The organism is Alistipes sp. UBA6068 (genome assembly GCF_949428155.1).
In the GTDB taxonomy this organism is placed as follows: Bacteria; Bacteroidota; Bacteroidia; order Bacteroidales; family Rikenellaceae; genus Alistipes; species Alistipes muris.
In genome coordinates, this window is sequence record NZ_CASQFS010000001.1 from 1 (window position 1) to 25,235 (window position 25,235).

22 protein-coding genes and 1 tRNA gene are annotated in these 25,235 nt (G+C 56.2%); 9 read left to right on the forward strand and 14 right to left on the reverse strand.

The genetic code is table 11. The annotated features are described in order from the left end of the window. Nucleotides 1-81: 81 nt before the first annotated feature. Nucleotides 82-681, forward strand: coding sequence for a master DNA invertase Mpi family serine-type recombinase (locus QVG21_RS00005; RefSeq protein WP_287921408.1), 600 nt, complete (start codon nucleotides 82-84; stop codon nucleotides 679-681). Nucleotides 682-726: 45 nt separating this feature from the next. On the opposite strand, the gene QVG21_RS00010 is transcribed toward QVG21_RS00005, so the two are convergent. The 12 genes from QVG21_RS00010 to murB form a co-directional block, all read right to left on the reverse strand. After that, complete coding sequence (locus tag QVG21_RS00010) at nucleotides 727-3,753, reverse strand: UvrD-helicase domain-containing protein (protein ID WP_287920837.1); 3,027 nt, start codon at nucleotides 3,751-3,753, stop codon at nucleotides 727-729. A gap of 444 nt (nucleotides 3,754-4,197) precedes the next feature. Beyond that, entirely contained in the window at nucleotides 4,198-4,356 is a 159-nt protein-coding gene (locus QVG21_RS00015) for a DUF8506 family protein (protein WP_287920839.1), read from the reverse strand. Between the two features lie 255 nt (nucleotides 4,357-4,611). Continuing rightward, nucleotides 4,612-4,926 carry a DUF6557 family protein gene (locus QVG21_RS00020; protein ID WP_325362675.1) on the reverse strand — a complete coding sequence of 105 codons (315 nt, stop codon included), beginning with the start codon at nucleotides 4,924-4,926 and terminating at the stop codon, nucleotides 4,612-4,614. A gap of 799 nt (nucleotides 4,927-5,725) precedes the next feature. Then, the gene (gene fic / locus QVG21_RS00025) at nucleotides 5,726-6,274 is read right to left on the reverse strand and encodes a protein adenylyltransferase Fic (RefSeq protein ID WP_287920842.1); all 549 of its coding nucleotides are present in this window, start codon (nucleotides 6,272-6,274) and stop codon (nucleotides 5,726-5,728) included. Nucleotides 6,275-6,475: 201 nt separating this feature from the next. Then, a tRNA-Arg gene (locus QVG21_RS00030) sits at nucleotides 6,476-6,549 on the reverse strand. Between the two features lie 180 nt (nucleotides 6,550-6,729). Beyond that, a complete protein-coding gene (gene ruvC / locus QVG21_RS00035; protein ID WP_287921411.1) occupies nucleotides 6,730-7,320 on the reverse strand; it encodes a crossover junction endodeoxyribonuclease RuvC in 591 nt (196 codons plus the stop codon). Between the two features lie 37 nt (nucleotides 7,321-7,357). Beyond that, nucleotides 7,358-8,389: a UDP-3-O-(3-hydroxymyristoyl)glucosamine N-acyltransferase gene (lpxD, locus tag QVG21_RS00040; protein WP_287921412.1), complete on the reverse strand. Its 1,032-nt coding sequence runs from the start codon at nucleotides 8,387-8,389 to the stop codon at nucleotides 7,358-7,360. A 10-nt stretch (nucleotides 8,390-8,399) separates the two neighbouring features. Beyond that, nucleotides 8,400-8,870, reverse strand: coding sequence for a pantetheine-phosphate adenylyltransferase (gene coaD, locus QVG21_RS00045; protein WP_287920844.1), 471 nt, complete (start codon nucleotides 8,868-8,870; stop codon nucleotides 8,400-8,402). 198 nt (nucleotides 8,871-9,068) lie between these two features. Next, a complete protein-coding gene (locus QVG21_RS00050) occupies nucleotides 9,069-9,782 on the reverse strand; it encodes an aminotransferase class IV (protein WP_287920846.1) in 714 nt (237 codons plus the stop codon). Then, the gene (holA, locus tag QVG21_RS00055; protein ID WP_287920848.1) at nucleotides 9,779-10,849 is read right to left on the reverse strand and encodes a DNA polymerase III subunit delta; all 1,071 of its coding nucleotides are present in this window, start codon (nucleotides 10,847-10,849) and stop codon (nucleotides 9,779-9,781) included. Before holA ends, QVG21_RS00050 begins: the two co-directional genes overlap by 4 nt. 1 nt (nucleotide 10,850) lies before the next feature. Further along, complete coding sequence (gene tilS / locus QVG21_RS00060; RefSeq protein WP_287920850.1) at nucleotides 10,851-12,191, reverse strand: tRNA lysidine(34) synthetase TilS; 1,341 nt, start codon at nucleotides 12,189-12,191, stop codon at nucleotides 10,851-10,853. Between the two features lie 147 nt (nucleotides 12,192-12,338). Next, a complete protein-coding gene (murB, locus tag QVG21_RS00065; protein WP_287920852.1) occupies nucleotides 12,339-13,349 on the reverse strand; it encodes a UDP-N-acetylmuramate dehydrogenase in 1,011 nt (336 codons plus the stop codon). An 88-nt stretch (nucleotides 13,350-13,437) separates the two neighbouring features. Between murB and QVG21_RS00070 the strand changes: the two genes are divergently transcribed. From QVG21_RS00070 to QVG21_RS00105, 8 genes are all read left to right on the forward strand, one after another. After that, on the forward strand, nucleotides 13,438-14,871 hold the full coding sequence (locus QVG21_RS00070; RefSeq protein WP_287920854.1) for a DUF4301 family protein: 1,434 nt from the start codon (nucleotides 13,438-13,440) through the stop codon (nucleotides 14,869-14,871). Between the two features lie 185 nt (nucleotides 14,872-15,056). Next, the gene (locus tag QVG21_RS00075) at nucleotides 15,057-15,671 is read left to right on the forward strand and encodes a hypothetical protein (RefSeq protein WP_287920856.1); all 615 of its coding nucleotides are present in this window, start codon (nucleotides 15,057-15,059) and stop codon (nucleotides 15,669-15,671) included. A gap of 5 nt (nucleotides 15,672-15,676) precedes the next feature. After that, nucleotides 15,677-16,510: a DUF2764 family protein gene (locus QVG21_RS00080; protein ID WP_287920859.1), complete on the forward strand. Its 834-nt coding sequence runs from the start codon at nucleotides 15,677-15,679 to the stop codon at nucleotides 16,508-16,510. 9 nt (nucleotides 16,511-16,519) lie between these two features. After that, the gene (locus QVG21_RS00085) at nucleotides 16,520-18,274 is read left to right on the forward strand and encodes a V-type ATP synthase subunit A (RefSeq protein WP_287920861.1); all 1,755 of its coding nucleotides are present in this window, start codon (nucleotides 16,520-16,522) and stop codon (nucleotides 18,272-18,274) included. Between the two features lie 4 nt (nucleotides 18,275-18,278). Next, nucleotides 18,279-19,598, forward strand: coding sequence for a V-type ATP synthase subunit B (locus QVG21_RS00090; RefSeq protein WP_251214331.1), 1,320 nt, complete (start codon nucleotides 18,279-18,281; stop codon nucleotides 19,596-19,598). Between the two features lie 6 nt (nucleotides 19,599-19,604). Continuing rightward, nucleotides 19,605-20,213, forward strand: coding sequence for a V-type ATP synthase subunit D (locus QVG21_RS00095; RefSeq protein ID WP_251214332.1), 609 nt, complete (start codon nucleotides 19,605-19,607; stop codon nucleotides 20,211-20,213). Nucleotides 20,214-20,221: 8 nt separating this feature from the next. Further along, nucleotides 20,222-22,051: a V-type ATP synthase subunit I gene (locus tag QVG21_RS00100; RefSeq protein WP_287920868.1), complete on the forward strand. Its 1,830-nt coding sequence runs from the start codon at nucleotides 20,222-20,224 to the stop codon at nucleotides 22,049-22,051. 173 nt (nucleotides 22,052-22,224) lie between these two features. Beyond that, nucleotides 22,225-22,656: an ATP synthase subunit C-like protein gene (locus QVG21_RS00105; protein WP_251214393.1), complete on the forward strand. Its 432-nt coding sequence runs from the start codon at nucleotides 22,225-22,227 to the stop codon at nucleotides 22,654-22,656. Nucleotides 22,657-22,728: 72 nt separating this feature from the next. Here the strand turns inward: QVG21_RS00105 and QVG21_RS00110 are convergent, their stop codons facing one another. Together QVG21_RS00110 and QVG21_RS00115 are read right to left on the reverse strand one after the other, a co-directional pair. Further along, nucleotides 22,729-22,950, reverse strand: a complete 222-nt coding sequence (locus QVG21_RS00110; RefSeq protein ID WP_287920871.1) for a fibrobacter succinogenes major paralogous domain-containing protein — start codon at nucleotides 22,948-22,950, stop codon at nucleotides 22,729-22,731. A 311-nt stretch (nucleotides 22,951-23,261) separates the two neighbouring features. Next, a complete protein-coding gene (locus QVG21_RS00115) occupies nucleotides 23,262-25,085 on the reverse strand; it encodes an acyltransferase family protein (RefSeq protein ID WP_287920873.1) in 1,824 nt (607 codons plus the stop codon). Nucleotides 25,086-25,235: the final 150 nt, after the last annotated feature.

Genomic DNA, 25,235 nt, shown 5'->3' on the forward strand with positions numbered 1-25,235 from the left:
AAAATAATCGCTCGTAAAATCGAGATAATTCCCGTATATTATAAACTTTGCTTTTGTTTAATCAACCAAAATCTTACAACTATGGTATATGGGTATATTCGTGTCAGCACGGACAAGCAAACGGTAGAAAATCAGCGTTTTGAGATCAATCGTTTCTGCGAGAACCACACGATGGTCGTTGACCGATGGATCGAGGAGACGATCTCCGGGAATAAGGATGTGGATAAACGGAAACTCGGTATCATTTTGGGTTCCATGCAGAAAGACGACATCCTGATTTGCGCCGAATTATCGAGGTTGGGCCGCAATCTGTTGATGATTATGGCCATCCTCAATCAATGTATGAAGCAGGAGGTGCAAGTATGGACGATCAAAGACAATTATCGTCTCGGCAGCGATATCAATTCCAAAGTGCTGGCTTTTGCATTCGGACTTTCTGCCGAGATCGAGCGCAATCTGATCTCGCAACGCACCAAAGAGGCATTGGCGCGTAAAAAAGCGGAAGGGGTCATCCTCGGTCGTCCCAAAGGAAGCAAATCCAAAATCCGGAAATTGACCGGGCGTGAAGCCGAAATTCAAGAATTGTTGGATAAACGAATTTCCAAAAGCGCGATCGCCCGTATTTTAGGGGTGCATCGACTGACTGTTGCCGGTTATCTCAAAACCATGCGAGCCAATTAAATAGATGAATCGACGTTGCGTATTTGCGCAACGTCGGTTCTATGATTAGGATTCGACATGTTTTTTGATTTCTGCAATGAATCGTTCGCCGAATCGCATATATGTACTGATAGTAATTCCTTTTATATCGATAAACTCTTCGCGGGTCAGCGGTCTGTCCGTTGCCAAGAGCACCAACACGGAATCGTACATGATGCGAGACGCTGCCACTCCGTTCTCTTGTGCGATTGTTTGTCTTAGAGTTCGCAACTTGGCGAGCAGTTGCATGTCGGTAAGTATGTCGCCATTCGCATCTACAAGCACTTTGAATCCGTCTTTCTCAATCATCCGTTCCGAATAACCGATTGTGTGTACCGCAGCACTTTTTCTCGCGGAACCCGTTTTCGCCGGAATCATCTCGGGAGCAGGCGAGTTCCCTGCGGAAGATTCAGGAATACGGAAGTAAGTAGGTCTATCTTTCGACGGATCTTCCATGCCGAAGTCGTCCTTTCTCCATGCACGATAATGTTCCTGACTGAGCAGTCGGCCGCATCCCGATTTATCCGGCTTATAATTCGTACATCCTAAAATATATTCCGTTCGTCCTTTCTTAACGACCAAATACCCATCTTTGCACCAGTCGCATTTCTGAATGGAAAGTTCGCCACCACGCTTATCGTTAGTCATAAATCCGCAGATTTCTTGATCGTTGGTGCAAATCCATAGTCTCAACCCATAATTCTTATTCCATCGCAGTTGCATCGGATAGCCGCAGATCGGGCAACGATCTTTCACGATGTTCGAGATGGAGAGGTCGGTTTTCAACTCTCCTTGCAACGTAACGTTGGGATAGCTTTTCGGATCACTCAACAGTTCCTTGATGAACTCCGAGGGGCGTTTTTCGGGAGTAACGATAAACACCCGATTCTTGGTTCGGGTCAGTGCTACATAGAACAACCGCCTCTCTTCGGCATAGTTATACGAGGTATCGTTCGATACGACCAAGTTAAGCACCGGATCGTCGTCCACTTTCGACGGGAAACCATAGATTTCATCCTTTGCATTGATGATAATTACGTTATCGGCACTCAACCCTTTCGAACTGTGGGCCGTCAAAAATTGGAGCTTGATTTTGTTCCCGTATTTTACCGAATAAACTTTCCCCGTTTTCTCGTCGTAGTTGAATTGTTTGGAATAGCAGAGATTCCTCGCGTCGAACCCATAGCGACCAATCAACAGGATGGATGCGATTCGGGATTTTCTTTCGGCCGCATTATACTCCAATATTTCTTCGATAGCTTTGTTTACTGCGATTCCCAGATAGTGGTATTTGCCGCCTTCCGGCCGCTCCTTTCCTTTATCGAAAGTTTCGACATACGGGTAAATGATAACCGGATTGATGATTCGCTTCGGAGAGACAAGCTCCTTTTTGATTTGCGCCGAATTTTTCTGTACGAATGTTCCGGCAATGTCGATTATCTCCTGAGCATTACGGTAAGTGCGTGTGATTTTCAACTCTTGCCCATAACCGACGGCTTCGCAAAATCGGGTGAACAGCGGTAGAATTGAGCCGCTGAAAGCATAGATCGACTGCCAGTCGTCGCCTACTGCCATGATTTTGGCATTGCACAACTGCGACAACTCTTTGATCAGGTTATAACGCTGCCGTGAAATGTCCTGATATTCGTCTACAATGATATATCTGTAATCGAGCTGTTCCTTGCCGACACGCTTTTGGCGTATCAACTCGGCAGACTCGTTTATCATGTCTTGGAAGTCGATGCAATGTTGCTCCTCCAATACCTTTTGGTACTCATAAAAGCATACTTTGCAGATGTCGAGAAACAACTTGGTGCGGACATTCTTATTCGCAGCCTTGAACTCTGCGAATTTCTCCAATCCATAGCCTTGCGTCTTGAAGTTGTTGATAAAGGTGCAGATCAAAAAGGTCAGCCGTGTAATGTATTTGCTCTCCTCCGTTTCAATCAGCTTTTTATAGACTTCCGCCGTCGAGCGTTTGTTCAGTTCATACCCGCGCGCAATAAGCTGTTCGCGCAGATGAAGCAGATAATCCCGACCGTCGGCATATTGCGAGTAGGTATATATCAAATCGGTCTTATGCTTCGCGTGCACTTGCTTTTTGTCGTCGATTCGAGAAACATACTTCTCTAACTCCTCTTGCGTATAACGATCGCTTCGATGATCTTCTGTAATTCCGAAATGTTCGATATACGAAATCTTGTCGCCTTGTTTTATGCGGAAGTCGGGCGTATAGGGCTTGTTCGCATCGAGGATAGGATACTGGTATATCGGCTCATATTCGTATTCTATCTGATACATATATAGAAAGTTAGCAATCCGCACTTCTTCCATCGACCGCAGTATTTCATTGTTCAATGTCTGCGTTTTCAAGGTCTTGCGATCGACGATTCGTTGAACGTATTCGTGCAGATTGCCTTTCAGGGTCGAATAGTCCGCTTTGGCAACGAACTGAAAATATTCGTTGAGTTTTTCACCTTCGTAGGGTGCAGTGAAATAGGAGCCGAAGAATAGAATCAATTTGTCTACGACCTCCGGATTACGCAGTACGGACGATTTCAGATAATTATTGATTACCGTGTACATATATCCGCCCTCGACAATTTTTTTGCGTTCTTCTTCACCTTGACGCAAAATCGTATAGCCGATGGAGTGAAACGTACTGATGGGACAAGGTATTCCCAAATTGCCGTTTATGCGTCCTCGGAGCTCCTCTACGGCCTTATTTGTAAAGGAGATGACCAAAATTTGAGTTGGATCAATGCCTCGTTTTTCTACAAGATACCGCACTTTGGCTGCTACCGTTGTGGTTTTGCCGGCTCCAGCTCCTGCGATGACCAACGTATGGTCTTCTTCCGAAAGCACCACTTCGCGTTGTTCACTGTCGAGGGATATAGCCGGATCACAGGCTTTAAGTATGTTATCAAGATAGGATTTCTCCGATTCGATATGGCGCGAAACATAGGCATCGTTATGTTTTCGGATAGTCGGCGATTCCGTTGCAAGGTCAGCCATTTCATCGAATTTCGCCCGAAAATAGCTAATGGCTTCCATATCGAGATTATGTTTGGCAGCATACTCGTTCAATATGTTCGACTGAACAAGAGTTGTATAAAATTGCGATAAGTCACGGTATTGTTCAACAAGGTCTTTGTAGTTGCTCCGCGCAATAAACCGATCTTGGGATAGCAAATCCTTGAATGCCTTGTTAAAAGACATGGCTCTGACGTATTCCACGGGGTAATTCTCCGAATTCGGATTCTTCGGAACCGTAGAACCGCTCTCTTGGTTTTGTCCAATATTTCTCAAAAAGTTTGCTATTCCCATTACTTTCAAAAACCGTTCGCTTTACAAAGATAGACATTAAATCGATTATTGTAATCATCATAATTGAGAATCAAGGTATATCCCTTATTTCAAGATAAAAACAATCGCTCCCCGGTACTACTGTCGGGGAGTGATTTATTGCCTTACATGGACGGCTTTGTGCCGTTTGTATTATTTCAGATCGCGGGCTTTGATACGTACAACTTTGCCATCGCGCACGATAACCAGTTCGCCGTCTTCTTTCCGGGCTTTCTCTACAAGGCGTTTGCGGGCCAACAGAATGCCCGCATTGATTTTCTCCTGCATCTGTTTGATTTCGATCTCACTCATTGTCCGCAATCTTTTTGTAGGATAACGTATCTTCTATATGGATTGTTGCATCTTTTTCGCCCGATGCAATGATTTTGATTTCACGTCGGCTGAACTATTGCTCTTCCATTGTAGTTTGCAGATTATCGGGAGCGGTCAAAAGGACAATGGCTGTTCGCGTATAGGATTTGTTGTTCGGTGTCGTGTATTCGGTAGGTCTATTCCTTTGGAGATCAGATCATCCTTTGTCTTATACGAGCATAGTTTTTCTATTATCTATTCATCACATTGGGAGAGCTTTTTTCTAACTTTCTCAGCGCGCCTTGCGATTCGGGATAGTGTCTGTTCGACCTTTTCGGGCGTAAATCCGTAGAAGGTTATATGAAACAGACAGCGTGCTGCAATTTCCGCATCGGACAGCTCGACACCTTCGTCCAGCACAATCTCTTTGCCAAGGTTGAGTGGCCAAGGGCAACTCTCGAAATCGTCCTCGTAGAGATCCATCTTGACACGAGGTTTTTCGTCGTAATGTTCCGCATCATAGTAATCCATATAGAACCGAACTGGCTTGTCCGTCTCCTCGGGCTGCATCTGTTGTAAGATGTCGTAAGACTTTTTACGCGTCTGTATTATTTGCCTAATCTTGTTTGGTTCGAACTCTATACCCGCAACAAACGCTCTAATTGCGGAGCGATGTCATCGAACGATACCTTTTGCAACAACTCTTTGAATTTCATACTTGTATTCCTTCGTGGTTAGTATCAACAAGCTATATATAATTCTTAAACAGATCGGATGACATATTTGTGAATCCTTTGATTGTTGACTGCAAAGATACTAAAAATAGAGGGATGGTAGATAAAAGCTATAAAAAATGGATTTGTATTGTCTGTTAAATTGCATTTGTACAATGTTGGTTCTTTAATGAACAAACCGTTTTGTTGCTCTTAATTAGGATACCGAAGCGGTTCAAAAAGTAACAGACTGGGTACTTGTGGTGCAAATGTGGTGCAAAACGGGAATAAAAAATCGCAACTTCGGTTTGCTGGGGTACCCCGGTGTTGATAGGTGCTTTTGGGGGTTGCCTGCAAGTGAGATGGGGTACTTATCTACTTGTATTCCAGTACCTATGTGTCCCAATGTTAAAAATGATGAGGCACCCTGACTGTGGATAGGGGTAGGTACCCACCTACCTACCCCAAAGGGTAGCGAGGGTACGGATTTCTACCCTCGATAAGGTGCAGGTATCGTTTTGAGTTTCGAGTATTAAGAGGACGACTCTTCGCTGTTGTCCTCGTCGATGCGCTTGATAGCTTGGGATGGAAGATGCAGACCTGGTAATCGTCCATGTACTCCGCCAATGGTATCTCGTACACTTCTAATAGCCCTGTTAGGCTTCGTACCCCTCGTAGTAGTAGGATTGTTCGATGCCTTTGAAGATCACTTCCCGGTCGGCTATGCGGTCGGTCAGGGCTGACGAGAGTAAAGCTCGCAGTTCGAGGTCGTTGATCGGGCTGCGTTCCATCGCCGAGAGGTAGGAATCCTTGTCGATCTGTTGCCAGTCCACAACCTTGCCGAGCCGGTTTTTCAGCATCATGTCGAGCCAGATGCGTGTCGCCCGGCCGTTGCCTTCCATAAAGGGGTGGGCGATGTTCATCTCCACGTACTTGGCAACGATTTCTTCGTAGGTGGTTTCCGGCATCCGTTCAATGACCGGCAGGATTTCATTCAGGTAAAGGCTGTTCGCAAAGCGAAACCCTCCTTTGGCTATGTTGAGCGTGCGGATTTTGCCCGCAAAGTCGTACAATCCGCCGAAAAGTGCTGCGTGAATGTCGCATAAGCCCTGCACCGTACCGATTTCGATACGGTCTATCGCTCCGCTCTCGAACAGAGCGCGGGCTTTTTCAAGGCTGGCAGCGTCGATTTCTTGCGTTTTCATCTTTTGTCGGTCGGGGTTTTCTATTCCAATGTTATGCCGCACTGGAAAGATGCCTGTGAGACAAAGGTAGTAAAAATTATGATTTTCTTGTTCGGAGAGGGATTCGCCGCGATGCAAAATCTCCGGAGTTGTGTCTAAATTGTGTACCTGGCCTAAAACGAATCAACCACCTGCATCGCTGCAAGTGGTTGATTTTGAGAGTGACACCGACAGGACTCAAACCTGTAACCTTCTGATCCGTAGTCAGATGCTCTATTCAATTAAGCTACGGTGCCGAATTGCGAATGCAAATGTAGGGCAAAAATCCGACATGCGCAAATAAATTGCGGAAAATTTTACGAAGATTTGCCTGCCGGGCTGCGGAATCCGCAAATAACCGTCGTTAAAACGTTTTAGCAGGCGCCGGGGCAATCCGAATGAAAGGCGGTGTTAAAACGTTTTAATGCAAGGTGCAATTATTTTATTTCGCGGTCGGGGTTCTCGCGCAGGAATTTCTCCCAACTTTGCGACCCCCCTTTCGAGGCCGCTTTCTTGCCGCCCCCGAGCCCTTTCACCCGGGCGTCGCCCAAGGCGGCGTTGAGCGGCGAAGCGGTCGTGTAGTAGTGGCACAGCGCCACGGCCATTCCGTCGGTGGCGTCCAGCCGTTTGGGCGGCTGGTCGATGGTCAGCGTCCGGCAGACGATGGCCGCCACCTGTTCCTTGGCCGAGGAGCCGCGCCCCGTAATCGCCTGCTTGATGCGCATCGGCGCGTATTCCGAAACGCTCAGCCCGCGGCTCAGCGCGGCGGCCATGGCGACCCCCTGCGCCCGTCCCAGCTTGAGCACGGATTGCACGTTCTCGCCGAAAAACGGAGCTTCGAGCGCCACCTCGCGCGGTTCGTACTGGTCGATAAGGGCTCCCACCCGCTCGAAAATATGGCGCAGCTTTTCGTAAGGGTCGGTCAGTTTGTGGAGGTCGATGTCGCCCAGCACCACGGCGCGGACCGTGCGGCCCTCGACCTCCAGCACACCGTAGCCCATGTAGTTGGTGCCAGGGTCGATGCCCATGATGCGGTATGACGGTCGGGATGCCAACGAACGTTCGCTATTTCTTCAGTTCTTCGATCGCCTTTTCGAGGTCGCGCACGCGCTTGTCCAGTTCCGGCAGACGCTTGAACACGGCCGACGAACGGTGATACTGCATGCCCGGGAGTGCCGGATAGCCGAAGCGGATTTCGCCGTCGGGCACGCTCTTGTCGATGCCGCTCTTGGAGCCCACCTGCACGCGGTTGCCTATCGTCACATGGTCCGCCACTCCCACCTGGCCCGCCAGGAAGCAGTTGCTGCCCACCTTCGAGGTGCCCGCAATGCCCGTCTGGGCCGACGAGACGGTGTTGGCACCGATTTCCACGTTGTGGCCTATCTGAATCAGATTGTCGAGCTTCACGCCGTGGCGGATGACGGTCGAATCGGTCTTGGCCCGGTCGATGCAGGTGTTGGCGCCGATTTCCACGTCGTCTTCGATGACGACGTTGCCCAGCTGGGGTATCTTGTCGAAACCGCCATCCGCATTGGGCATGAAGCCGAATCCGTCGGCTCCGATGACCGCCCCCGCGTGGAGGATGCAGCGGGCGCCCACCTTGCAGCCCTCGTAAATCTTCACGCCCGGATAGAGGGTCGTCCCCTCGCCGATTTCCACGCCGGCGCCGACATAGACCTGCGGATAAATCTGGCAGCCGGGGCCGATTTTCGCACCGTCTTCCACTACCGCGAAATCGCCGACGTAGCAGTTTTCGCCCACCGTCGCTTTCTCCGAGACTGCGGCGCGGCTGCTGATGCCCGTGCGGCGGGGTTTGGCCGCGTTGTACATTTCGAGCAGTTTCACGACGCAGGCGCCTGTGTTGTCGACCTTGATGAGGGTGGCGCTTACGGGTTGCGACGGCGTGAACGTGCGGTCTACCAGCACGATGCTGGCCTGGGTGGTATACAGAAAAGGTTCGTATTTCAGATTGGTCAGGTAGGCCAGCGAACCGGCCTTGCCTTGTTCGATGGACGACACGGTGTGCACGGCCGCCGCTTTGTCGCCGACGATTTCGCCGCCCAAGAACCCGGCGATCATCTCGGCTGTGAATTCCATTGCCATAGTATTATAAGTAGTTTGTAATGTCGATTCCGTCCGGCAGAAACTCCTCCACCGAGCGTCCGAACGCCAGCACTTCGCGCACGGTCGACGACGAGATGTCGGCCACGGCCGAGGGGGTGAACAGCATCACGGTCGTCAGCGCCGGGTAGATGCGGTGGTTCGTGGCTTCCATCGTGCGTTCGTACTCGAAGTCGGTGGTGTTGCGTACGCCGCGGATGATGGCGCAGGCACCGACCGCTTCGGCGAATTCGCCCGTCAGCCCCGTGTATACCCGTGCTTCGACACGCGGGTCGGCGGCATAGATGTCGTCGATGAGCCGTTTGCGGTTTTCGACCGTCAGCAGCCCTTGCTTGGCCGTGTTGTTGCCTATGCCGATTACGATGCGGTCGAACAGTTTCAGCGCATCGTCCACCAGCGCCGCATGGCCGCGTGTGAACGGGTCGAACGAGCCCGGGAAGATTGCGATTCTCTCCATGAAAACAAAGGTAGCGAAAAAATTAAAAATGAAAAATTAAGAATTGAAAATCATTCCGTGCAGGCAAATCTGTTTTTGCGAATGCAAGCTGCACCCTCCGAACAGAAGTCGTTGAAAATTGTTGCGGAATATTCCGAACCCGGCTTTTTGAACGTGACGGGCAATGTCCCGGAATGATTCTTAATTTTTCATTTTTAATTACCCGAACAGTTCCTCCATCGCCTTGGCGACGCGTTCGGCGATAAGGGCCATGTAGGGCATCCCCTCGAAGTGGGCCAGCGCCGTGATGCCCCGGTGGTCGGCGTAGAAAAGTTCGTCCATCCGGGGCAGCATTTCCCGCGCAAGGGGTTCTTCGCGCAGTTCCAGCCTTGCCGCTTCGATAGCCCGGAGGGCCAGGGTGCGTTCGACGCTCGGGGGGGCTGGCGTGGTGCAGACCGTCGTGCCGCGGACTGCAAAGAGCGGTGCGTCGTCGGCCGTGTGGCAGATGCCGTCGTGGTCGCAGCGGATTGCCGTTTCGGCGCCCGCGAGTTCGGCCTGACGGCGGGCCAGCAGCGCCGCGGTTTCGCGGGCCGAGGTCGGCAGTTCGGCCATCGGCAGGTCGTAGCAGACTGCGCAGGCGTCGGGCCGCAGGCTGCGCAGGGCATAGCCGTCGTAGTACGATACGCCGCCCCCGCACAGCCGTTCCGCTCCGTCAGCCGTGAGTTCGATGCGGACGAATCCCGAGACCGATTGTGGGTAGCGTTCGGCCTTGGCCGCGGCGGCGATGCGTGCTTCCAGCTGCCGGACGTCCGGCGCGTAGCGGCAGCCGAAGAGCGTCCGGGCCGCTTCCGTCAGCCGGGCCGCATGGGCTTCGACCAGCCGGGGCTGTCCGCCGCAGACGTGGACCGTCTGATAGAGAAAGAGTTCTGTCACAGCAGGAAGATTTTCAGCAGCAGTTCGCGCAGCAGTTCGCCCTCGGGTGCGCCGCCCGTGTTCAGCCCCTTGCTCTTGGCGTCGTATTCGCGCAGCAGCCCCAATATCTGGAATACCTTGCGGTTGTCCCACAGCGCGGCGTGCTGCTTGATTTCGTTGATTACGAAGGTGTTGTTCTTGCGCAGGGTGCGCATCAGTTCCGTGTCCTGCGGGAACGGCTGTCCTTTGTGGCGGGAGAGCCAGCGCAGGTAGTTGACCACGAACAGGTCGCGGAACTGGCCGAAGAGCGCCATGATGGTCAGCAGCAGCGGATTGTCCTTGGGATTGCGGGCGAAGTGGTCGGCAATCATCAGCGCACGGGCCATGTCGCGGGTCATCACCGCCTTGCAGAGCTCGAAGTTGTTGAAGTCTTTCGAGATGCCGATGTTGGCTTCGATGTCGGCGTCGGTTATCTTCGTCGTGCCGGCCGGCAGCGAGACCATGAGCTTTTGCAGTTCGTTGGCTATCTTCGAGATGTTCGTCCCGAGGTGGTCGCTCAGCATCGAGAGCGCCTTGGGGTCGATGCTCAGCCCTTTCTGCTTGGTGAACTGCTGGAGCCACGCCACGATTTCGTAGTCGCGCGGCTGGATGGATTCGAGCACCGCGCCGTTGGCCGTGCAGCCTTTGTAGAACGCCGAACGCTTGTCGACGCTCTTTTCCTTGTGGCAGATTATCAGTATCGTCGTCGGGGAGGGTTTCTGCGTGTAGAGCGAGAGTCTCTCGATGCCCCGCAGCTGCTGCGCTTCCTTGACGATGACTACCTGGTAGGAGCCCATCATGGGCATCTGGCGGCAGAGGTTGATGATCTGGCCCGTTTCCGAATCCTTGCCGTAGACGGTTATCTGGTTGAACGCGCGTTCCGCTTCGCCCAGCACGCCCGTCGCCAGCTGGTCGCACAGGGCGTCGATGAAGTAGCTTTCGTCGCCCATGAGCAGGTAGACGGGGGCATAGCGGCGGGCCGCCACGTCGGCGGTCAGACGTTCGTATTGGGCGACCGTGTCGCGGAAGCGGAGTGCGCTTTTGGCCATGTCAGACGATTTCTTTGGTGATTCGCAGCACGTTTTCGGTCCCGTCGGTCAGCCGGTAGCGGTCGTCGATGCGGCGGCCTACCAGCCAGACGATTTCGTCGCCCGAGACGAGGACGAACTGGCGCTGTTTCGCCGCCGCCGAGACCTTGGCGTCGGTCAGGAAGTCGCTCACTTTCTTGCGGCCCGTCATGCCGAAGGGCACGAACCAGTCGCCCTCCTGCCAGCGGCGCAGCGTGAGCGGGTATTGCAGTTTGTCGGCGTCGATCTGGGCTATGTGTTCCGGTACGCCGAAATCCTTCACGGCGTCGATGTCGGTCCATTCGTAGTAGAGGACCGCATTGCCGCAGTAGCTGCGCGCCGCGCCGTGCGCCACCTGGCATGTGCAGGGGTCGTCGTCGGCAATGGGCGCCACGGCGATGGCGCCCCGGTCGATGCAGGCCATCTTCGTGCGCGAGTAGAAGCGGCGGCCTGTCGCCTGTTGGTCGAGGGCCCGGCACAGTGCGTCGATGACGTCGCTCTTGAAGCCGTAGGCCGCCAGCAGTTCGTAGATGACGAATCCGCGCGGGAACGCCGGGTCGATGCGGTCCGGGCGGATGATGTCGATGCCGTTTTCCGAGGTCACCGCTTCGCCGCGGATGCGTTCGATGCCGTGGTCGATGAAGCGCTGGGCGTCGGTCAGACGGCCGATGTTGCGGCGCATCAGGGAGGTGAACGCCGGGTTGATTTCGCGGATGCGGGGCACGAGGCCCAGCCGGATTTTGTTGCGCAGGTACTTGGTCGAGCGGTTCGACGAATCTTCGCGGTAGGGTATCTTGTTGGCTACGGCATATTCGAGGATTTCCTTGCGCGAGGCGAACATCAGCGGGCGGACGATGCGTCCTGCCTGTTGCGAAATGCCCGTCAGCCCGCGCAGTCCCGTGCCGCGCAGCAGGTTGATGAAGAACGTTTCGATGGAGTCGTCGGCGTGGTGGGCCACCGCAACGGCCGTGTAGCCGTGTTCGAGCCGCAGCTCCTCGAACCATGCGTAGCGCAGGCGCCGCGCCGCCATTTCCATGGATTCGCCCGTGCGTTCCATCTCGGAGAGCGTGTCGAAGCGGCGGTTGTAGCACTCCACGCCCAGCCGGGCCGCTTCCTCGGCCACCAGCGTTTCGTCTTCGTCGCTTTCGGTGCCCCGCAGCTGGAAGTTGCAGTGCGCCACGCCCACCCGGTAGCCGCACCCGGTGAAAAGCCGCAGCATGACCATCGAATCCACACCGCCCGATACGGTCAGCAGCACCCGATCGTCGGGCGTCAGCAGTCCGTTCTCCTTTATATAATGTTCAAACGCTTCGGGAAGAGCCATGAATCGGTCAATTAAAAATTAAGAATGAAAAATTAAAAATTCCGCATTTCTGCTGTCGGGAGCCTCTGCAAGGAATCTGCGACGGCTGCGTTGCCCATAGCCGACAGGCGGGGCTTTCCATGTTAATTCTTAATTTTTCATTTTTAATTATAGAATGTTTACTTCCGTGTCGATTTCCACGCCGAATCTGTCGCGGACGGCGGTCTGTACCTTGCGGGCCAGCGCGATGACTTCGCTGCCCGTGGCGCCGCCCAGGTTCACCAGCACCAGCGCCTGCCGTTCGTGTACGCCTACGCGACCTTCGCGGTAGCCTTTCATCCCTGCCTTGTCGATCAGCCACCCGGCTGCCAGCTTCGCCTTGCCGGGTTCCTGCGCCGGGTAGAGCGGCATGTCGGGCCACTCCGTTTTCAGCCGTTCGGCTACGGGTTGGTCTACTACCGGGTTCTTGAAAAAGCTGCCCGCGTTGCCCAGTTCGGCCGTGTCGGGGAGTTTCGTGCGGCGGATGGCGATGATCGCTTCGCGGATGTTGCGCAGGGTCGCTCCGCCGCGGGCCGCCACTTCGCGTTCCACGTCGCCATAGCCTAAATGGGGCTGCGGCGTGCGTGTGAGGGCGATTTCGACGGCCGTAATGACAACGCGCCCTTTCAGCGCGTGCTTGAAGACGCTTTCGCGGTAGCCGAATTCGCAGTGCGCCGCATCGAGGGTCAGCATCGAGCCGCTCTCCACGCAGTACATTTCCACCCGTTCGATGACGTCCTTGGCTTCGCGGCCGTAGGCCCCGATGTTCTGCACCGGCGCCGCGCCCGCCTTGCCCGGTATGAGCGAGAGGTTTTCGATGCCCCACAGGCCGCGTCGGACGGCCCATTCCACCAGGTCGTCCCATTCGACGCCCGCGTCCACGCGTACGCGCACCCGCTCGCCGTCGTCTTCCGTCACTTCGATTTTCTGCGACACGGGGGTCAGCAGCAGTCCGTCGTAGTCGCACGTGAACAGCACGTTGTTGCCTCCCGCCAGCACCATCCAGCGGTCGGGTATTCCCGCCGCAAAAAGGGCCCGCAGGTCGTCGGCCGTCTCGAATTCGACCAGCCGCGCCGCCCGTTGCTTCACATGGAAGCTGTTGCGGCCGCTCAGGTCGGCCTGTTGAAATTCTTTGGTCATGATGCGCAAAGTTAGAAATAAATTTCGTATCTTCGACAGAAGATGTCGCCGATAAAGCCACCGATTGAAACCTAAATACCTTACAACCATGTTTTCACAAGAAGACCTCCAGCAGATCGCCGGGCATGGGCTGACGCCCGGAGCGGTCGAGCGGCAAATCGCCGATTTCCGGCGCGGTTTTCCCTTTCTCAGGGTCGTGCGGGCCGCTTCGCCCGGCGACGGCATTGCGGTGCTCGGCCCGGCGGCGGCCGATGCGGCCGTGGCCCGTTACGACGCGGCGGCCGCGTCGCGTTCCGTCGTGAAGTTCGTGCCCGCTTCGGGCGCCGCTACGCGCATGTTCAAGGAGCTGTTCGAGTTCGTCAACGACGATAAGCGCGGCAAGGGAATCGACACCCTGCTGCAAAATATCGGGCGTTTCGCGTTCTGGCCCGAGCTCAAGTCCGTGCTGCCCGAGGGGGCCGACGACAAGGCTGTTGTCGGCGCTATCGTGGGGCAGGGACTCGGCTACGGGTCCAAGCCCAAGGGGCTGGTGACGTTCCATGCCTATCCCGACGGGGCGCGCAAGGCTGTCGAGGAACATTTGGTCGAGGCGGCCGCCTATGCCGCTGCCGACGGCGTGGCCCGTATCCATTTCACCGTTTCGCCCGAGCACCGGGCGGGTTTCGAGGCGCTGTTGGCCGAGAAGGTCCCGGCCTATGCAAAACGTTTTGGCATCCGCTACGACATTTCGTTTTCGGTGCAGAAGCCCTCGACCGACACCATCGCCGTCAATCCCGACAACACGCCTTTCCGGCAGGACGACGGGCGACTGCTGTTCCGTCCTGCGGGTCACGGTGCGTTGATTGAGAATCTGAACGAAATCGACGCCGACTTGATTTTCATCAAGAACATCGACAACGTCACGACCGACGCCCTGCGCGCCGATACGGTCCGTTTCAAAAAGGTGCTGGCGGGCGTGCTGCTCGGGTTGCAGGAGCGGGCGTTCGCTTATCTCGAAGCGCTCGACGCCGGTACGGCCGATTCGGAGGAGGTCGCCGCATTCGTCCGCGAGGAGCTGTGCGTGAAGCTGCCCGAGCGTTACGATGCGGCTTTGCTGCGCAGCATCCTCGACCGTCCCATTCGTGTCTGCGGCATGGTCCGCAACGAGGGCGAACCGGGCGGCGGTCCGTTCTGGGTGGCCAATCCCGATGGCACCGAATCGCTCCAGATTGCCGAATCGAGCCAGATTGGGCCCGACGACATGCCGCTGATGAAGTCGGCGACCCACTTCAACCCGGTCGACCTGGTGTGCGGCGTGCGCAAGGCCGACGGCGGCAAATACGACCTGCGCAACTACACCGACCCCTCCACAGGCTTCATTTCGTCGAAGTCGTCGGGCGGCCGCGAGCTGCGCGCGCAGGAGTTGCCGGGGCTGTGGAACGGCGCGATGGCCCGCTGGAACACCGTCTTCGTCGACGTGCCCGTGTCGACCTTCTCGCCCGTCAAGGTGGTGCAGGACCTGCTGCGTCCTCAGCATCAGTAAGTTGCATGCGCTGTTAAGTCCGTGTCCCCGCGAAGCCGAAACCTCGCGGGGGCTTTTTTGTCGTTTTCGGGCGATTTGTTGGCGAAATGGGGATAAATTGTTCGCGGGGCGGCTTGTTGTTCTGAGAATCTTTATTAAATTTGTTGCGCGAATCGGAAAACGAAAATCAAAACAGATAAATCGCTATGGAAAACAAACTTCAACAGTTGACCCGGACGCTCTACGACGAGGGTTTGGAGAAGGGCCGCGCCGAAGCCGAGCGGCTGGTGGCCGAGGCCCGTGCCAAGGCCGACAAGATCGTGGCCGACGCCGATGCGCAGGCCGCGGAGATTCTCCGCAGGGCGCAGGCCAAGGCCGAGGACGTGGAGAAGAACACGCTGACCGAAATCGCGCTGGCCGGCAAGCAGGCCGTGGCCCGCATCAAGTCCGAAATCGCTTCGCTGATCGTCGCCAAGGCTGCCGGGGCGGGTGTCAAGGAAGCTGCCGTCGACCCTGCGTTCATCAAGGAGATGCTGCTCGCCGTGGCCAAGAACTGGAACGGTGCCGATGCCGGCAAGGTCGAACTGCAAGCCTTGTTGCCCGAGGGCGAGCGCGAGAAGCTCGACGCCGCTTTCGAGCAGAGCGCCAAGGAGCTGCTCGCCGCAGGCATCGAAGTGGGTTATTCCAAGGAGGTCCGCACCGGGTTCAAAGTCGGCGCCAAGGAGGGCGGCTACTACATTTCGTTCTCCGACGCCGACATGGAGGCCCTGCTGGGCGAGTACCTGCGCGAGAAAGTTTCCCGGATGCTGTTCAAGGCGTAGGCAAGATGTTCGCGACCAATTACTATACGCTCGTCGCCGGACTTCGCGAGTATGCGCTCGACGCCGATACCAAGGGGTTCGACGCGGCGGCCATCGTCGCCGAGATATTCGAGGCCCTCACGGAGCGCGATGCCCGGCAGGTGCGGCTGCTCGACGCCTACTACGACTGCGAGAACCTGGCCGCGCTGCGTGCCGGGCGTTCGGCGTTCGGTCCGCTGGGCAACCTTTCGCGCGAGGAGCTGGCCGAAGAGCTGAAGCGTCCCTCCCGGCTGCCCGAGGAGCTGGCCCGCGTGGTGCGTGCGTACAACGACCCCGAGGGCGAGGATGCCGAGACGGTCGATACCGCCCGGCGGTTCGAGAAGTCGCTCTTCGCGGCCTATTACGACCTTTGCGAACGCAAGGGCTGCCGCTTCCTGCGCGCATGGGCCGTGTTCGACCGCAACCTGCGCAACCTGACCGCCGCCGTGACGGCCCGGGCCGCCGGACGTCCCGTCGAGGAAGTCACCGTCGGCGGGGGCGACGTCGTCGAGCAATTGCAGCGCAGTTCGGCCGCCGACTTCGGTCTGCGGGGCGAGCTGGGCTATATCGACGCCGTGATCGCGGCCGTGGGCGACGAAGCCAACCTTGTGGAGAAGGAGCGCAAGATAGACCTTATCCGTTGGAACGAGGCGCTCGAACTCGCCACGTTCGATTATTTTGACATCAACGCCGTTCTTTCCTACCTGGTGCGGGTCAACATCGTGGCTCGCTGGACGCTGCTCGACCCTGTGCGCGGACGCGAAATGTTCGCCCGGCTGCTGGCCGAGCTGGACGGCAAGGAACTGATAGAAAAACAATAAAGCATACAAATGAAAACTACTGGACGTGTAAACGGCATCATCTCGAACATCGTCATCGTCAAGGCCGACGGACCCGTGGGCCAGAACGAGATATGTTACGTGTATGCCGGCGATACGAAGATGATGGCCGAGGTCATCAAGGTCATGGGCGATGCGGCCTATGTGCAGGTGTTCGACAGCACGCGCGGTCTGAAAATCGGCGACCGCGTCGAATTCGAGGGTCACATGCTCGAAGCGACGCTGGCTCCGGGTCTGCTGTCGCGCAACTACGACGGTCTGCAGAACGACCTCGAAAAGATGGACGGTCTGTTCATCGCCCGCGGTTCGATGACCGAGCCCGTCGATTTCGGGGCCGAGTGGGAGTTCGCGCCGCTGGCCAAGGAGGGCGACAAGGTGTCGGCCGCTTCGTGGCTCGGCGAGGTCAAGGAGCAGTGGCTCACCCATAAAATCATGGTGCCGTTCACGATGACCGACACCTATACGGTCAAGAGCGTCGCCGCCGCGGGCAAGTACAAGATTACCGACACGATGGCCGTGGTCGTCGACGCCGAGGGCCGCGAGCACAACATCACCATGGTGCAGAAATGGCCCGTCAAGCAGGCGGTCCGCTGTTATACCGAGAAGCCCCGCCCCTCCCGCGTCATGGAGACCGGCGTGCGCGCCATCGACACGTTCAATCCCATGGCCGAGGGCGGTACGGGCTTCATCCCCGGGCCGTTCGGCGCAGGCAAGACGGTGCTTCAGCACGCTATCTCCAAGCAGGCCGACGCCGACGTCATCATCATGGTGGCCTGCGGCGAGCGTGCCAACGAGGTGGTCGAAATCTTCAAGGAGTTTCCCGAGTTGGTCGACCCCCGCACGGGCCACAAGCTCATGGAGCGTACGATTATCATCTGCAACACCTCCAACATGCCCGTCGCCGCGCGCGAGGCGTCGGTCTACACGGGTATGACCATCGGCGAGTATTACCGCGCCATGGGGCTCAAGGTGCTTGTCATGGCCGACTCCACTTCGCGCTGGGCCCAGGCGCTGCGCGAGATGTCCAACCGTCTGGAGGAGCTGCCCGGTCAGGACGCTTTCCCGATGGACCTTTCGGCCATCATCTCCAACTTCTATTCGCGTGCAGGCTTGGTGAAGCTCAGCAACGGCGCCACAGGTTCCGTGACGTTCCTCGGAACGGTATCGCCCGCGGGCGGTAACCTCAAGGAGCCTGTCACCGAATCGACCAAGAAAGCGGCCCGCTGTTTCTACGCCCTTTCGCAGGGCCGCGCCGACTCGAAGCGCTACCCGGCCATCGACCCGCTGGAATCCTACTCCAAATATCTGGAGTATCCCGAAATCAGCCAGTACCTCGACGAGCACATCGGCAAGGGGTGGGTCGACATGGTCTATGCCGGCAAGACGATCGTGCAGCGCGGCAAGGAGGCCAACGACCAGATCAACATCCTCGGCGACGACGGCGTGCCCATCGAGTACCACGAGCGTTTCTGGAAATCGGAGCTCATCGACTTCGTCATCCTCCAGCAGGACGCTTTCGACGACATCGACGCCAACTGCCCCGTCGAGCGTCAGAAGATGATGTATGAGATGGTGCTCGGCATCTGCCGCAGGGATTTCCGCTTCGCCGACTTCGAGGAGTGCTCGCAGTTCTTCAAGGGGCTCATCAACCTTTTCCGCCAGATGAACTACTCCGAGTGGCAGTCGGAGAAGTTCAGCGGCTACAAGCAGCAGATCGAGCAGTATGTACTTGCCAAAACCGAATAAAGCCATGACAACACGCGCATTTCAGAAGATATATACCCGAATCGACAACATCACCAAAGCTACCGTCACACTCCGCGCTTCGGGCGTCGGCAACGACGAGTTGGCCACCGTCGGCGGCAAGCTCGCGCAGGTCGTCAAAATCATGGGCGAGAACGTCACCTTGCAGGTCTTCGCCGGTACGGAGGGCATCGCCACCGATTCGGAGGTGATGTTCCACGGCGAGCCGCCCAAGCTCAAGGTCTCGGACAACCTCGCCGGGCGTTTCTTCAACGCCTACGGCGAGCCTTTGGAGGGCGGCGAGGCCGTCGAGGGCGAAGCCCGCGAAATCGGCGGTCCGACGGTCAATCCGTTCAAGCGTATCCAGCCCTCGGAGCTCATCGCTACGGGTATCGCCGGCATCGACTTGAACAATACCATCGTTTCGGGTCAGAAGATTCCGTTCTTCGCCGACCCCGACCAGCCTTATAACGCCGTCATGGCCAATGTGGCCCTGCGCGCCAAGGCCGACAAAATCATCCTGGGCGGTATGGGTCTCACGAACGACGACTTCCTCTACTTCAAGTCGGTCTTCGAGAACGCCGGAGCCTTGGACCGCATCGTCTCGTTCGTCAACACCACCGAGAATCCGCCCGTCGAGCGTCTGCTCGTGCCCGACATGGCTTTGACCGCCGCCGAGTACTTCGCCGTCGACAAGGGCGAAAAGGTGTTGGTGCTGCTCACCGACATGACCCTCTACGCCGATGCGCTGGCCATCGTGTCGAACCGTATGGACCAGATTCCGTCGAAAGATTCGATGCCCGGTTCGCTCTACTCCGACCTGGCCAAGATCTACGAGAAGGCCGTGCAGCTGCCCAACGGCGGTTCGATCACCATCATCGCCGTGACCACCCTCTCGGGCGGCGACATCACCCACGCCATCCCCGACAACACGGGTTACATCACCGAGGGTCAGCTGTTCCTGCGCAACGACTCCGACACGGGCAAGGTCATCGTCGACCCGTTCCGTTCGCTGTCGCGTCTGAAGCAGCTTGTCATCGGCAAGAAGACCCGCGAGGACCATCCGCAGGTGATGAACGCCTGCGTGCGTCTCTATGCCGACGCCGCCAACGCCAAGACCAAGCTCGAAAACGGTTTCGACCTTTCGGACTACGATGAGCGTACGCTGAAGTTCGCCCACGACTATTCCGAGAAGTTGCTGGCCATCGACGTCAACATCGACATCACCGCGATGCTCGACACCGCGTGGGCCCTTTTCGCCGAGTACTTCTCGCCCGAGGAGGTCGCCATCAAGGAGGAGCTCATCAAGAAATACTGGAAAGCATAGCTTGCCATGGCCATCAAATTCCAATATAACAAAACTTCGCTCGGCGAACTCGGCAAGCAGCTCAAGATGCGGCAGAAGGCCCTTCCGACCATCAAAAGCAAGGAGTCGGCCCTGCGTTCCGAGGTCAAGAAGGCGAAGGATTCCGCGGGCGACTACCGCCGTCGGCTCGACGCCCTGAAAGCCGAGTACGACTACATGGCGGCGCTGTGGGGCGAGTTCGACGACGGGCTGGTGCGCATCGCCGACGTGGAGCTCTCGACGCAGAAAATCGCCGGCGTGCGGACGCCCGTGCTGACCGACGTGAAGTTCGAGGAGAAGCCCTACGACCTCTTCTCCGCTCCCGTGTGGTTCGCCGACGGCGTGGAGATTCTCAAGCGGCTGGCCCGTCTGGCCCTGGAGTTCGAGGTCTACGAGCGCAAGATGGAGCTTCTGGACTTCGCGCGGCGCAAGACCACGCAGAAGGTGAACCTCTACGAAAAGGTGCAGATTCCCGGTTACGAGGACGCCATCCGCAAGATCAAGCGCTTCATGGAGGACGAGGAGAACCTCTCCAAGTCGGCTCAGAAAATCGTCAAAACCAAACAGCAGCAGGCCGGGGAGGGCGCCACGTTATGATAGCAAGAATGTCGAAATACGACTTTGTGCTCTTTGCGGCACAGAGCGCCGATTTTGTCGATAGACTGCGCGACCTCGGGTTGGTCGACATCACCACCGCAGGGTGGGAGCCTTCCGAGGAGGACCGCCAGTTGCTTCTGGACATCGAAGCGGGTACCAAGGCGCTCGATTTCCTCAAGGCGTGGGCCGGAGAATCCGAGCACAAGCAGACCGGGGCGCAGCCCTATGCTTCGGGCGAGGAGACGTTCCGGCAGTATGCGGCCGCCCAGCGGGCCCTTGCCGCTTCACGGACCGAAATCGCGCGGCTCGAAAAGAGCGCCGAGGAGCTCCGGCCGTGGGGCGAGTTCGACGTGGCCCGCGTGCAGAAGCTCGCCGGGCAAGGAATCGTTCTGCGTTACTTCTCCGCTCAGCGCAATACCTACGACAAGATGTCGGCCGAGTGGTCGGAGCAGTACGCCGTTTCCGAAATCAACCGGACCGATTCGACCGTGTGGTTCATCGTGGTGGCTGCTCCCGGGCAGGAAATCAACCTCGATGCGCAGGAGATGAAGACGCCGCAGATGGACGTCCGGCAGGCCGAGGAGGCTATCGCCGCCGAGCAGGCCAAGGTCGTGGCGCTCGATGCGGAATTCGCCCGGGCTGCGGCTTCCCGCGAGTTGCTGGCGGCTTACGTCGCGTCGCTCAAGGAGCGGTTGCAGGGCGTCAAGGTCGAGGCTACGGCCCGGCAGGCGGCCGACGGCACGCTGGTCGTTATGGAGGGTTGGGCCGAGACGGAGACTTCCGCCAAGGTCGACGCCTTGTTGGAGGAGTATCCCAACGTGGTCTATATCAAGAGCGACCCCACACCTGAGGACAACACCCCGGTGAAGCTGAAAAACGGTTGGTTCGCGCGGATTTTCGAGCTCGTGGGCGACATGTACGCCCGGCCCAAGTACGGCACGCTCGACCTCACGCCGTTCTTCGCACCGTTCTACATGCTTTTCTTCGGCATCTGCCTGAACGATGCGGGTTACGGGTTGATTCTGCTCGGCATGGGGCTGTGGCTCCTCCGCAAGAATCCCAAGCCCGGCATGATGCGGCAGGCCGCGTGGTTCGCTACGATGTGCGCCGCGGCGACGATTCTGTTCGGATTGTTCTGCGGGTCGTTCTTCGGCATGAACCTCAAGGATTACTTCCCCTCGATTCCGTTCTTCGACTTCCAGGGGCAGTTCTTCTCCATCGCGCTGGCTATCGGCATGGTGCAGATTCTGTTCGGCATGCTGATAAGCGTGGTCGTGACGGCGCGGACGTTCGGCGTGCGCTATTCGTTGGGCACGATGGGGTGGTTCATCATCCTGCTGGCCGCTTCCGTCGCCGGAGGGCTTCCGATGCTCAACGAAAAGTGGGTCATTCCCGGCTTCACCACCTCGTCGGTGGCGTTCTACGTCGTGTTGGGAATCGGCGCCGTGCTGATGTTGTTCTTCAACACGCCCGGGCGCAATCCGCTGCTCAACCTCGGGTCGGGCGTGTGGAATTTCTACAACAATCTGACGGGGCTGCTCAGCGACGTGCTGTCGTACATCCGGCTTTTCGCCATCGGTTTGTCGGGCGGCGTGCTGGCGCTGGTGTTCAATTCGCTGGCCGAAGGATTCGTGCCCGACGGTGCCAATATCGTCGTGCGGATTCTTATCATGCTGCCGATTCTGCTGATCGGCCACGGCATCAACCTTTTCATGTCGACTATTTCATCGTTCGTACACCCGATGCGTCTGACGTTCGTCGAATTCTACAAGAACGCCGGCTTCGAGATGGCTACGCGCAACTTCGAGCCGCTTCAGAAAGTGAAAAGTGAAAAGTGAAAGGTGAAAGGTGAAAGGTGAAAAGCCGGCTTCCGCAGAAGGAGCGGGCGGCGCTTTCCGGAACTTGTTTCCGGGCGTATCGTTCCGACCGGGTGCGGCATCCGAAACAAAAAGACTGAAAATTCAATAACAAACAAAAAAATCATTCGATTATGGAAACAACAGCTTTGGTAATGGCCTACGTGGGCGTGGCTCTGATGGTAGGTCTGGCAGGTATCGCGTCGGCCGTGGGTACTTCGATCTGCGGTCAGGCGGCCGTCGGCGCCATGAAGAAGAACAACGGCGCGTTCGGTAGCTACATGATTCTCTCGGCGTTGCCCGGTTCGCAGGGTCTCTACGGTTTCGTCTGCTTCTTCATGGTGCAGGGTTTCTTGCAGAACCCCACGATGGTGCAGGCCGCAGCCGTGCTGGGTGCCGGTATCTTGGTAGGTATCGTCAACCTCGCCGCCGCGATTTTCCAGGGCAAGGTCTGCGCCAACGGTATCGCCGCCATCGGCAACGGCCACGACGTGATGGGTAAGACGCTGATTCTCGCCGCGTTCCCCGAGCTTTACGCCATTCTCACCGTCGCTGCTACGTTCCTCATCGCCAACATCGTGCGATAGGTCCGCTGTGCTACAATGAAATCCCGCAAGGCGTCGCCTTGCGGGATTTTTGTTGCCCGGGCCTGGTGTGGGTTAAAAGCAGCCGTGCAGATGCTGGACGCAGCGCACGGAGAGGGCCGCGGCCCGATTGGCGTTGTTCAGCGGGTTCACGTTGCCCGAGTTGAAGTTCAAGTAGCCCGCGTTGCGGTCGCCTGCGGCATAGGACGACGAGGAGTAGACGTAGCCGTTCGTGCCGACATTCGTCAAGGCTCCCGTCGAATTGTTGCGGTAGCCCGCAGCAGGCGGTCGGAGCAATCGCTGGAATGAATGGCAAAAAAATGAATAATGAATAGTTAATAGGGAATAATCAGCCAAGGCATAAGAGCAGTTCAATTATTCACTGTTCATTGTTAATTATTCATTAGCCCAAGTTTTCTGCCAGACTGGGATGTATAGCTGGCGGCGTGCCGTGACGTTTCAGCGGTTTGCTAAAACGTTTTAACGGCCCGGAAATCCCTGCCGCCAGCGGATTGCTGAATCTGCGAACCGCACTGGCACGACCCGTAGCCCGTGCCATTCCGGGTTCTCGGCTGCTTTTGGCGGATTGTGTAGCTGTTTATCTATCGTTAGAATATTTGTTTGAAGTCTATCGTTTTGGCGTAATATTTCGCCCCGCCCAAGGTCAGATGCTTGGTATCCTGACTGATGAGCTTATGATCCGGCGAGAAAGCGGCCACCGAGTTCTTGCCTACTGCCGATATGCTGAGCAAATCAATGTACTTGTCTTGCCACTCCGCTTTCAGAAGATCGTTTATGACGAAGAAGTTGGGATTGATCTTGATGGTCTGCTGGAAGTAGTCGGGCCGGTGCCTGTTCTTGTAGATGGTGCCGGTGCTGTTGCCGTAATTCTTGGTTCCGATACCCCAGACTTCCGCTTCGGGCCGCAGATTTTCCCAAACATAGTAGGGAACGTCGTGTTTCCAGCCGAAGATGAAGATGCGGTCGCTCCGGCGGATTCTGCCGATATGTTTTTTGTCGATCTGATAGGCGTATGACAGGTTTGCCTTGCCGGCCATTTCGGATTCGAGCAGAATGTTTACCCAATCTCTCGCGAAGCTGTTGCCGACGACGAGAACATTGATTTTTCCGTTGTCCTGGGGGAAATCGACGTCGTACGCATATACTCTGTCATTGTATTCGGCAAACATGCTTCTGGACACGTTGTCTTTCTGAACATATAGTTCCGGAATGTCGCGTACTACCCCGGCATGCAGATAGAGAGCCAAGGCAGCTCCGCTGGTCAGGACAAAGGCCAGCAGAAGTACGATTCTCGTTTGCAGGCATAATTTGACTTTCTGTTCTATCCAGCGATAGGTAATGTATGACAGTGTGGGTACTGCGATGACATAGACGAGAACGAAACGCAGCGAAAGGTCGGTCGAAATGTAATAACGATAGAATGCAAGTATCGGCTGATGCCAGATGAAGATGCTGTAGCTGATGATTCCGAGGGTGCAAAATATCCCCCCCCCGGCTTTTTGGAGCCAAGATACCAAGCAACTTTGCGTATTTTCGGAAACAAGGAAGAAGAGGGTCAGTACTACGGTTGTCAGCAATAAGATATTTTGAGGAATAAAGTAATCGCCTGTGTAGGCAGCGCCGCTGTCAAGATTGTATCCAACCGGCTGTTCGCCGATCTGAAACGCTCCGACAAATAGGATGAGCGATAAAATTGCGAAGCAAGCACCGCTAAGCGCTCCGTGCCGGTAGAGCCGCCCTTGCCGATGATCTGCGATCCACATGCCTGCAAGTCCTCCGAATGAGAGCTCGAAGAATCTGTAAGGCAGTAGGTAGAACCGGTCGCCCGTGCTTACTGAAGGATTAAGGTAAAGCAGCACCGAGAGGGTCGAAAGAGCCAGAAGCGTGATGACCGCATATTTGTCGAATCCGAACCCCATTTTTTTCGAGAGCCGTTTCACGGCCATTACGACCAGAGGGAAGAACAGATAGAACTCGAACAGAATGCCGAGGTACCAGGTGTGCATCAGTGGTTTGAATTCATTGACGGTCTCCCAATAGTTTCTTGTTGTAATGGATGCTAAAATGTTGTTCGAGAAAATATTGGTGGCCACTACCGATTGCGCCAGATTTTCGTAGTCGTCGGGCACCATGCCATAGTAGCCGGCCAAAAGCGAAAGGGCCGCTGCAAGGACTGCCAGCGGAAACAGACGGACCGTTCGTTTTTCCAAAAATGCAAAATAGCGAAATTGTCCGTTCGCTATATCACGAACGACTTTGGGTACGATCAGGAAGCCATTGATGACGAAGAACGCATCCACTCCGAGATAGCCGCTCGCAGAAATTCCCATGTGGTAGAGAACGACGGCCATGATTGCGAACCCTTTCAATAAGTCGAGGTCGCTTCTGTATGTTTTGCTAGGTCGGGTCATTATGGATTTTTGTTCCGCATCTGTCGGCTGTCCGGCGATTGTCAATATCGAACAAGTGCCCGAACGGATGCTAAATTATAGACAAAGGTAGCTAAAATTTAGGATAGTCTTCATAAAAGAACTATCGTTTGTGCGGCTGTTCTCGGATAA

Coding starts and splice junctions, on each gene's coding strand:
- QVG21_RS00010 (WP_287920837.1), bottom strand. CDS start 3,753: ATGGAAGCCATTAGCTATTTTCGGGCGAAATTCGATGAAATGGCTGAC.
- QVG21_RS00070 (WP_287920854.1), top strand. CDS start 13,438: ATGTTTTCACAAGAAGACCTCCAGCAGATCGCCGGGCATGGGCTGACG.
- QVG21_RS00085 (WP_287920861.1), top strand. CDS start 16,520: ATGAAAACTACTGGACGTGTAAACGGCATCATCTCGAACATCGTCATC.
- coaD (WP_287920844.1), bottom strand. CDS start 8,870: ATGGAGAGAATCGCAATCTTCCCGGGCTCGTTCGACCCGTTCACACGC.
- fic (WP_287920842.1), bottom strand. CDS start 6,274: ATGAAAACGCAAGAAATCGACGCTGCCAGCCTTGAAAAAGCCCGCGCT.
- QVG21_RS00100 (WP_287920868.1), top strand. CDS start 20,222: ATGTCGAAATACGACTTTGTGCTCTTTGCGGCACAGAGCGCCGATTTT.
- QVG21_RS00020 (WP_325362675.1), bottom strand. CDS start 4,926: ATGCAGCCCGAGGAGACGGACAAGCCAGTTCGGTTCTATATGGATTAC.
- QVG21_RS00105 (WP_251214393.1), top strand. CDS start 22,225: ATGGCCTACGTGGGCGTGGCTCTGATGGTAGGTCTGGCAGGTATCGCG.
- QVG21_RS00080 (WP_287920859.1), top strand. CDS start 15,677: ATGTTCGCGACCAATTACTATACGCTCGTCGCCGGACTTCGCGAGTAT.
- holA (WP_287920848.1), bottom strand. CDS start 10,849: ATGGCCAAAAGCGCACTCCGCTTCCGCGACACGGTCGCCCAATACGAA.
- QVG21_RS00005 (WP_287921408.1), top strand. CDS start 82: ATGGTATATGGGTATATTCGTGTCAGCACGGACAAGCAAACGGTAGAA.
- QVG21_RS00090 (WP_251214331.1), top strand. CDS start 18,279: ATGACAACACGCGCATTTCAGAAGATATATACCCGAATCGACAACATC.
- QVG21_RS00095 (WP_251214332.1), top strand. CDS start 19,605: ATGGCCATCAAATTCCAATATAACAAAACTTCGCTCGGCGAACTCGGC.
- tilS (WP_287920850.1), bottom strand. CDS start 12,191: ATGGCTCTTCCCGAAGCGTTTGAACATTATATAAAGGAGAACGGACTG.
- ruvC (WP_287921411.1), bottom strand. CDS start 7,320: ATGGGCATCGACCCTGGCACCAACTACATGGGCTACGGTGTGCTGGAG.
- murB (WP_287920852.1), bottom strand. CDS start 13,349: ATGACCAAAGAATTTCAACAGGCCGACCTGAGCGGCCGCAACAGCTTC.
- QVG21_RS00075 (WP_287920856.1), top strand. CDS start 15,057: ATGGAAAACAAACTTCAACAGTTGACCCGGACGCTCTACGACGAGGGT.
- QVG21_RS00015 (WP_287920839.1), bottom strand. CDS start 4,356: ATGAGTGAGATCGAAATCAAACAGATGCAGGAGAAAATCAATGCGGGC.
- QVG21_RS00115 (WP_287920873.1), bottom strand. CDS start 25,085: ATGACCCGACCTAGCAAAACATACAGAAGCGACCTCGACTTATTGAAA.
- lpxD (WP_287921412.1), bottom strand. CDS start 8,389: ATGGAATTCACAGCCGAGATGATCGCCGGGTTCTTGGGCGGCGAAATC.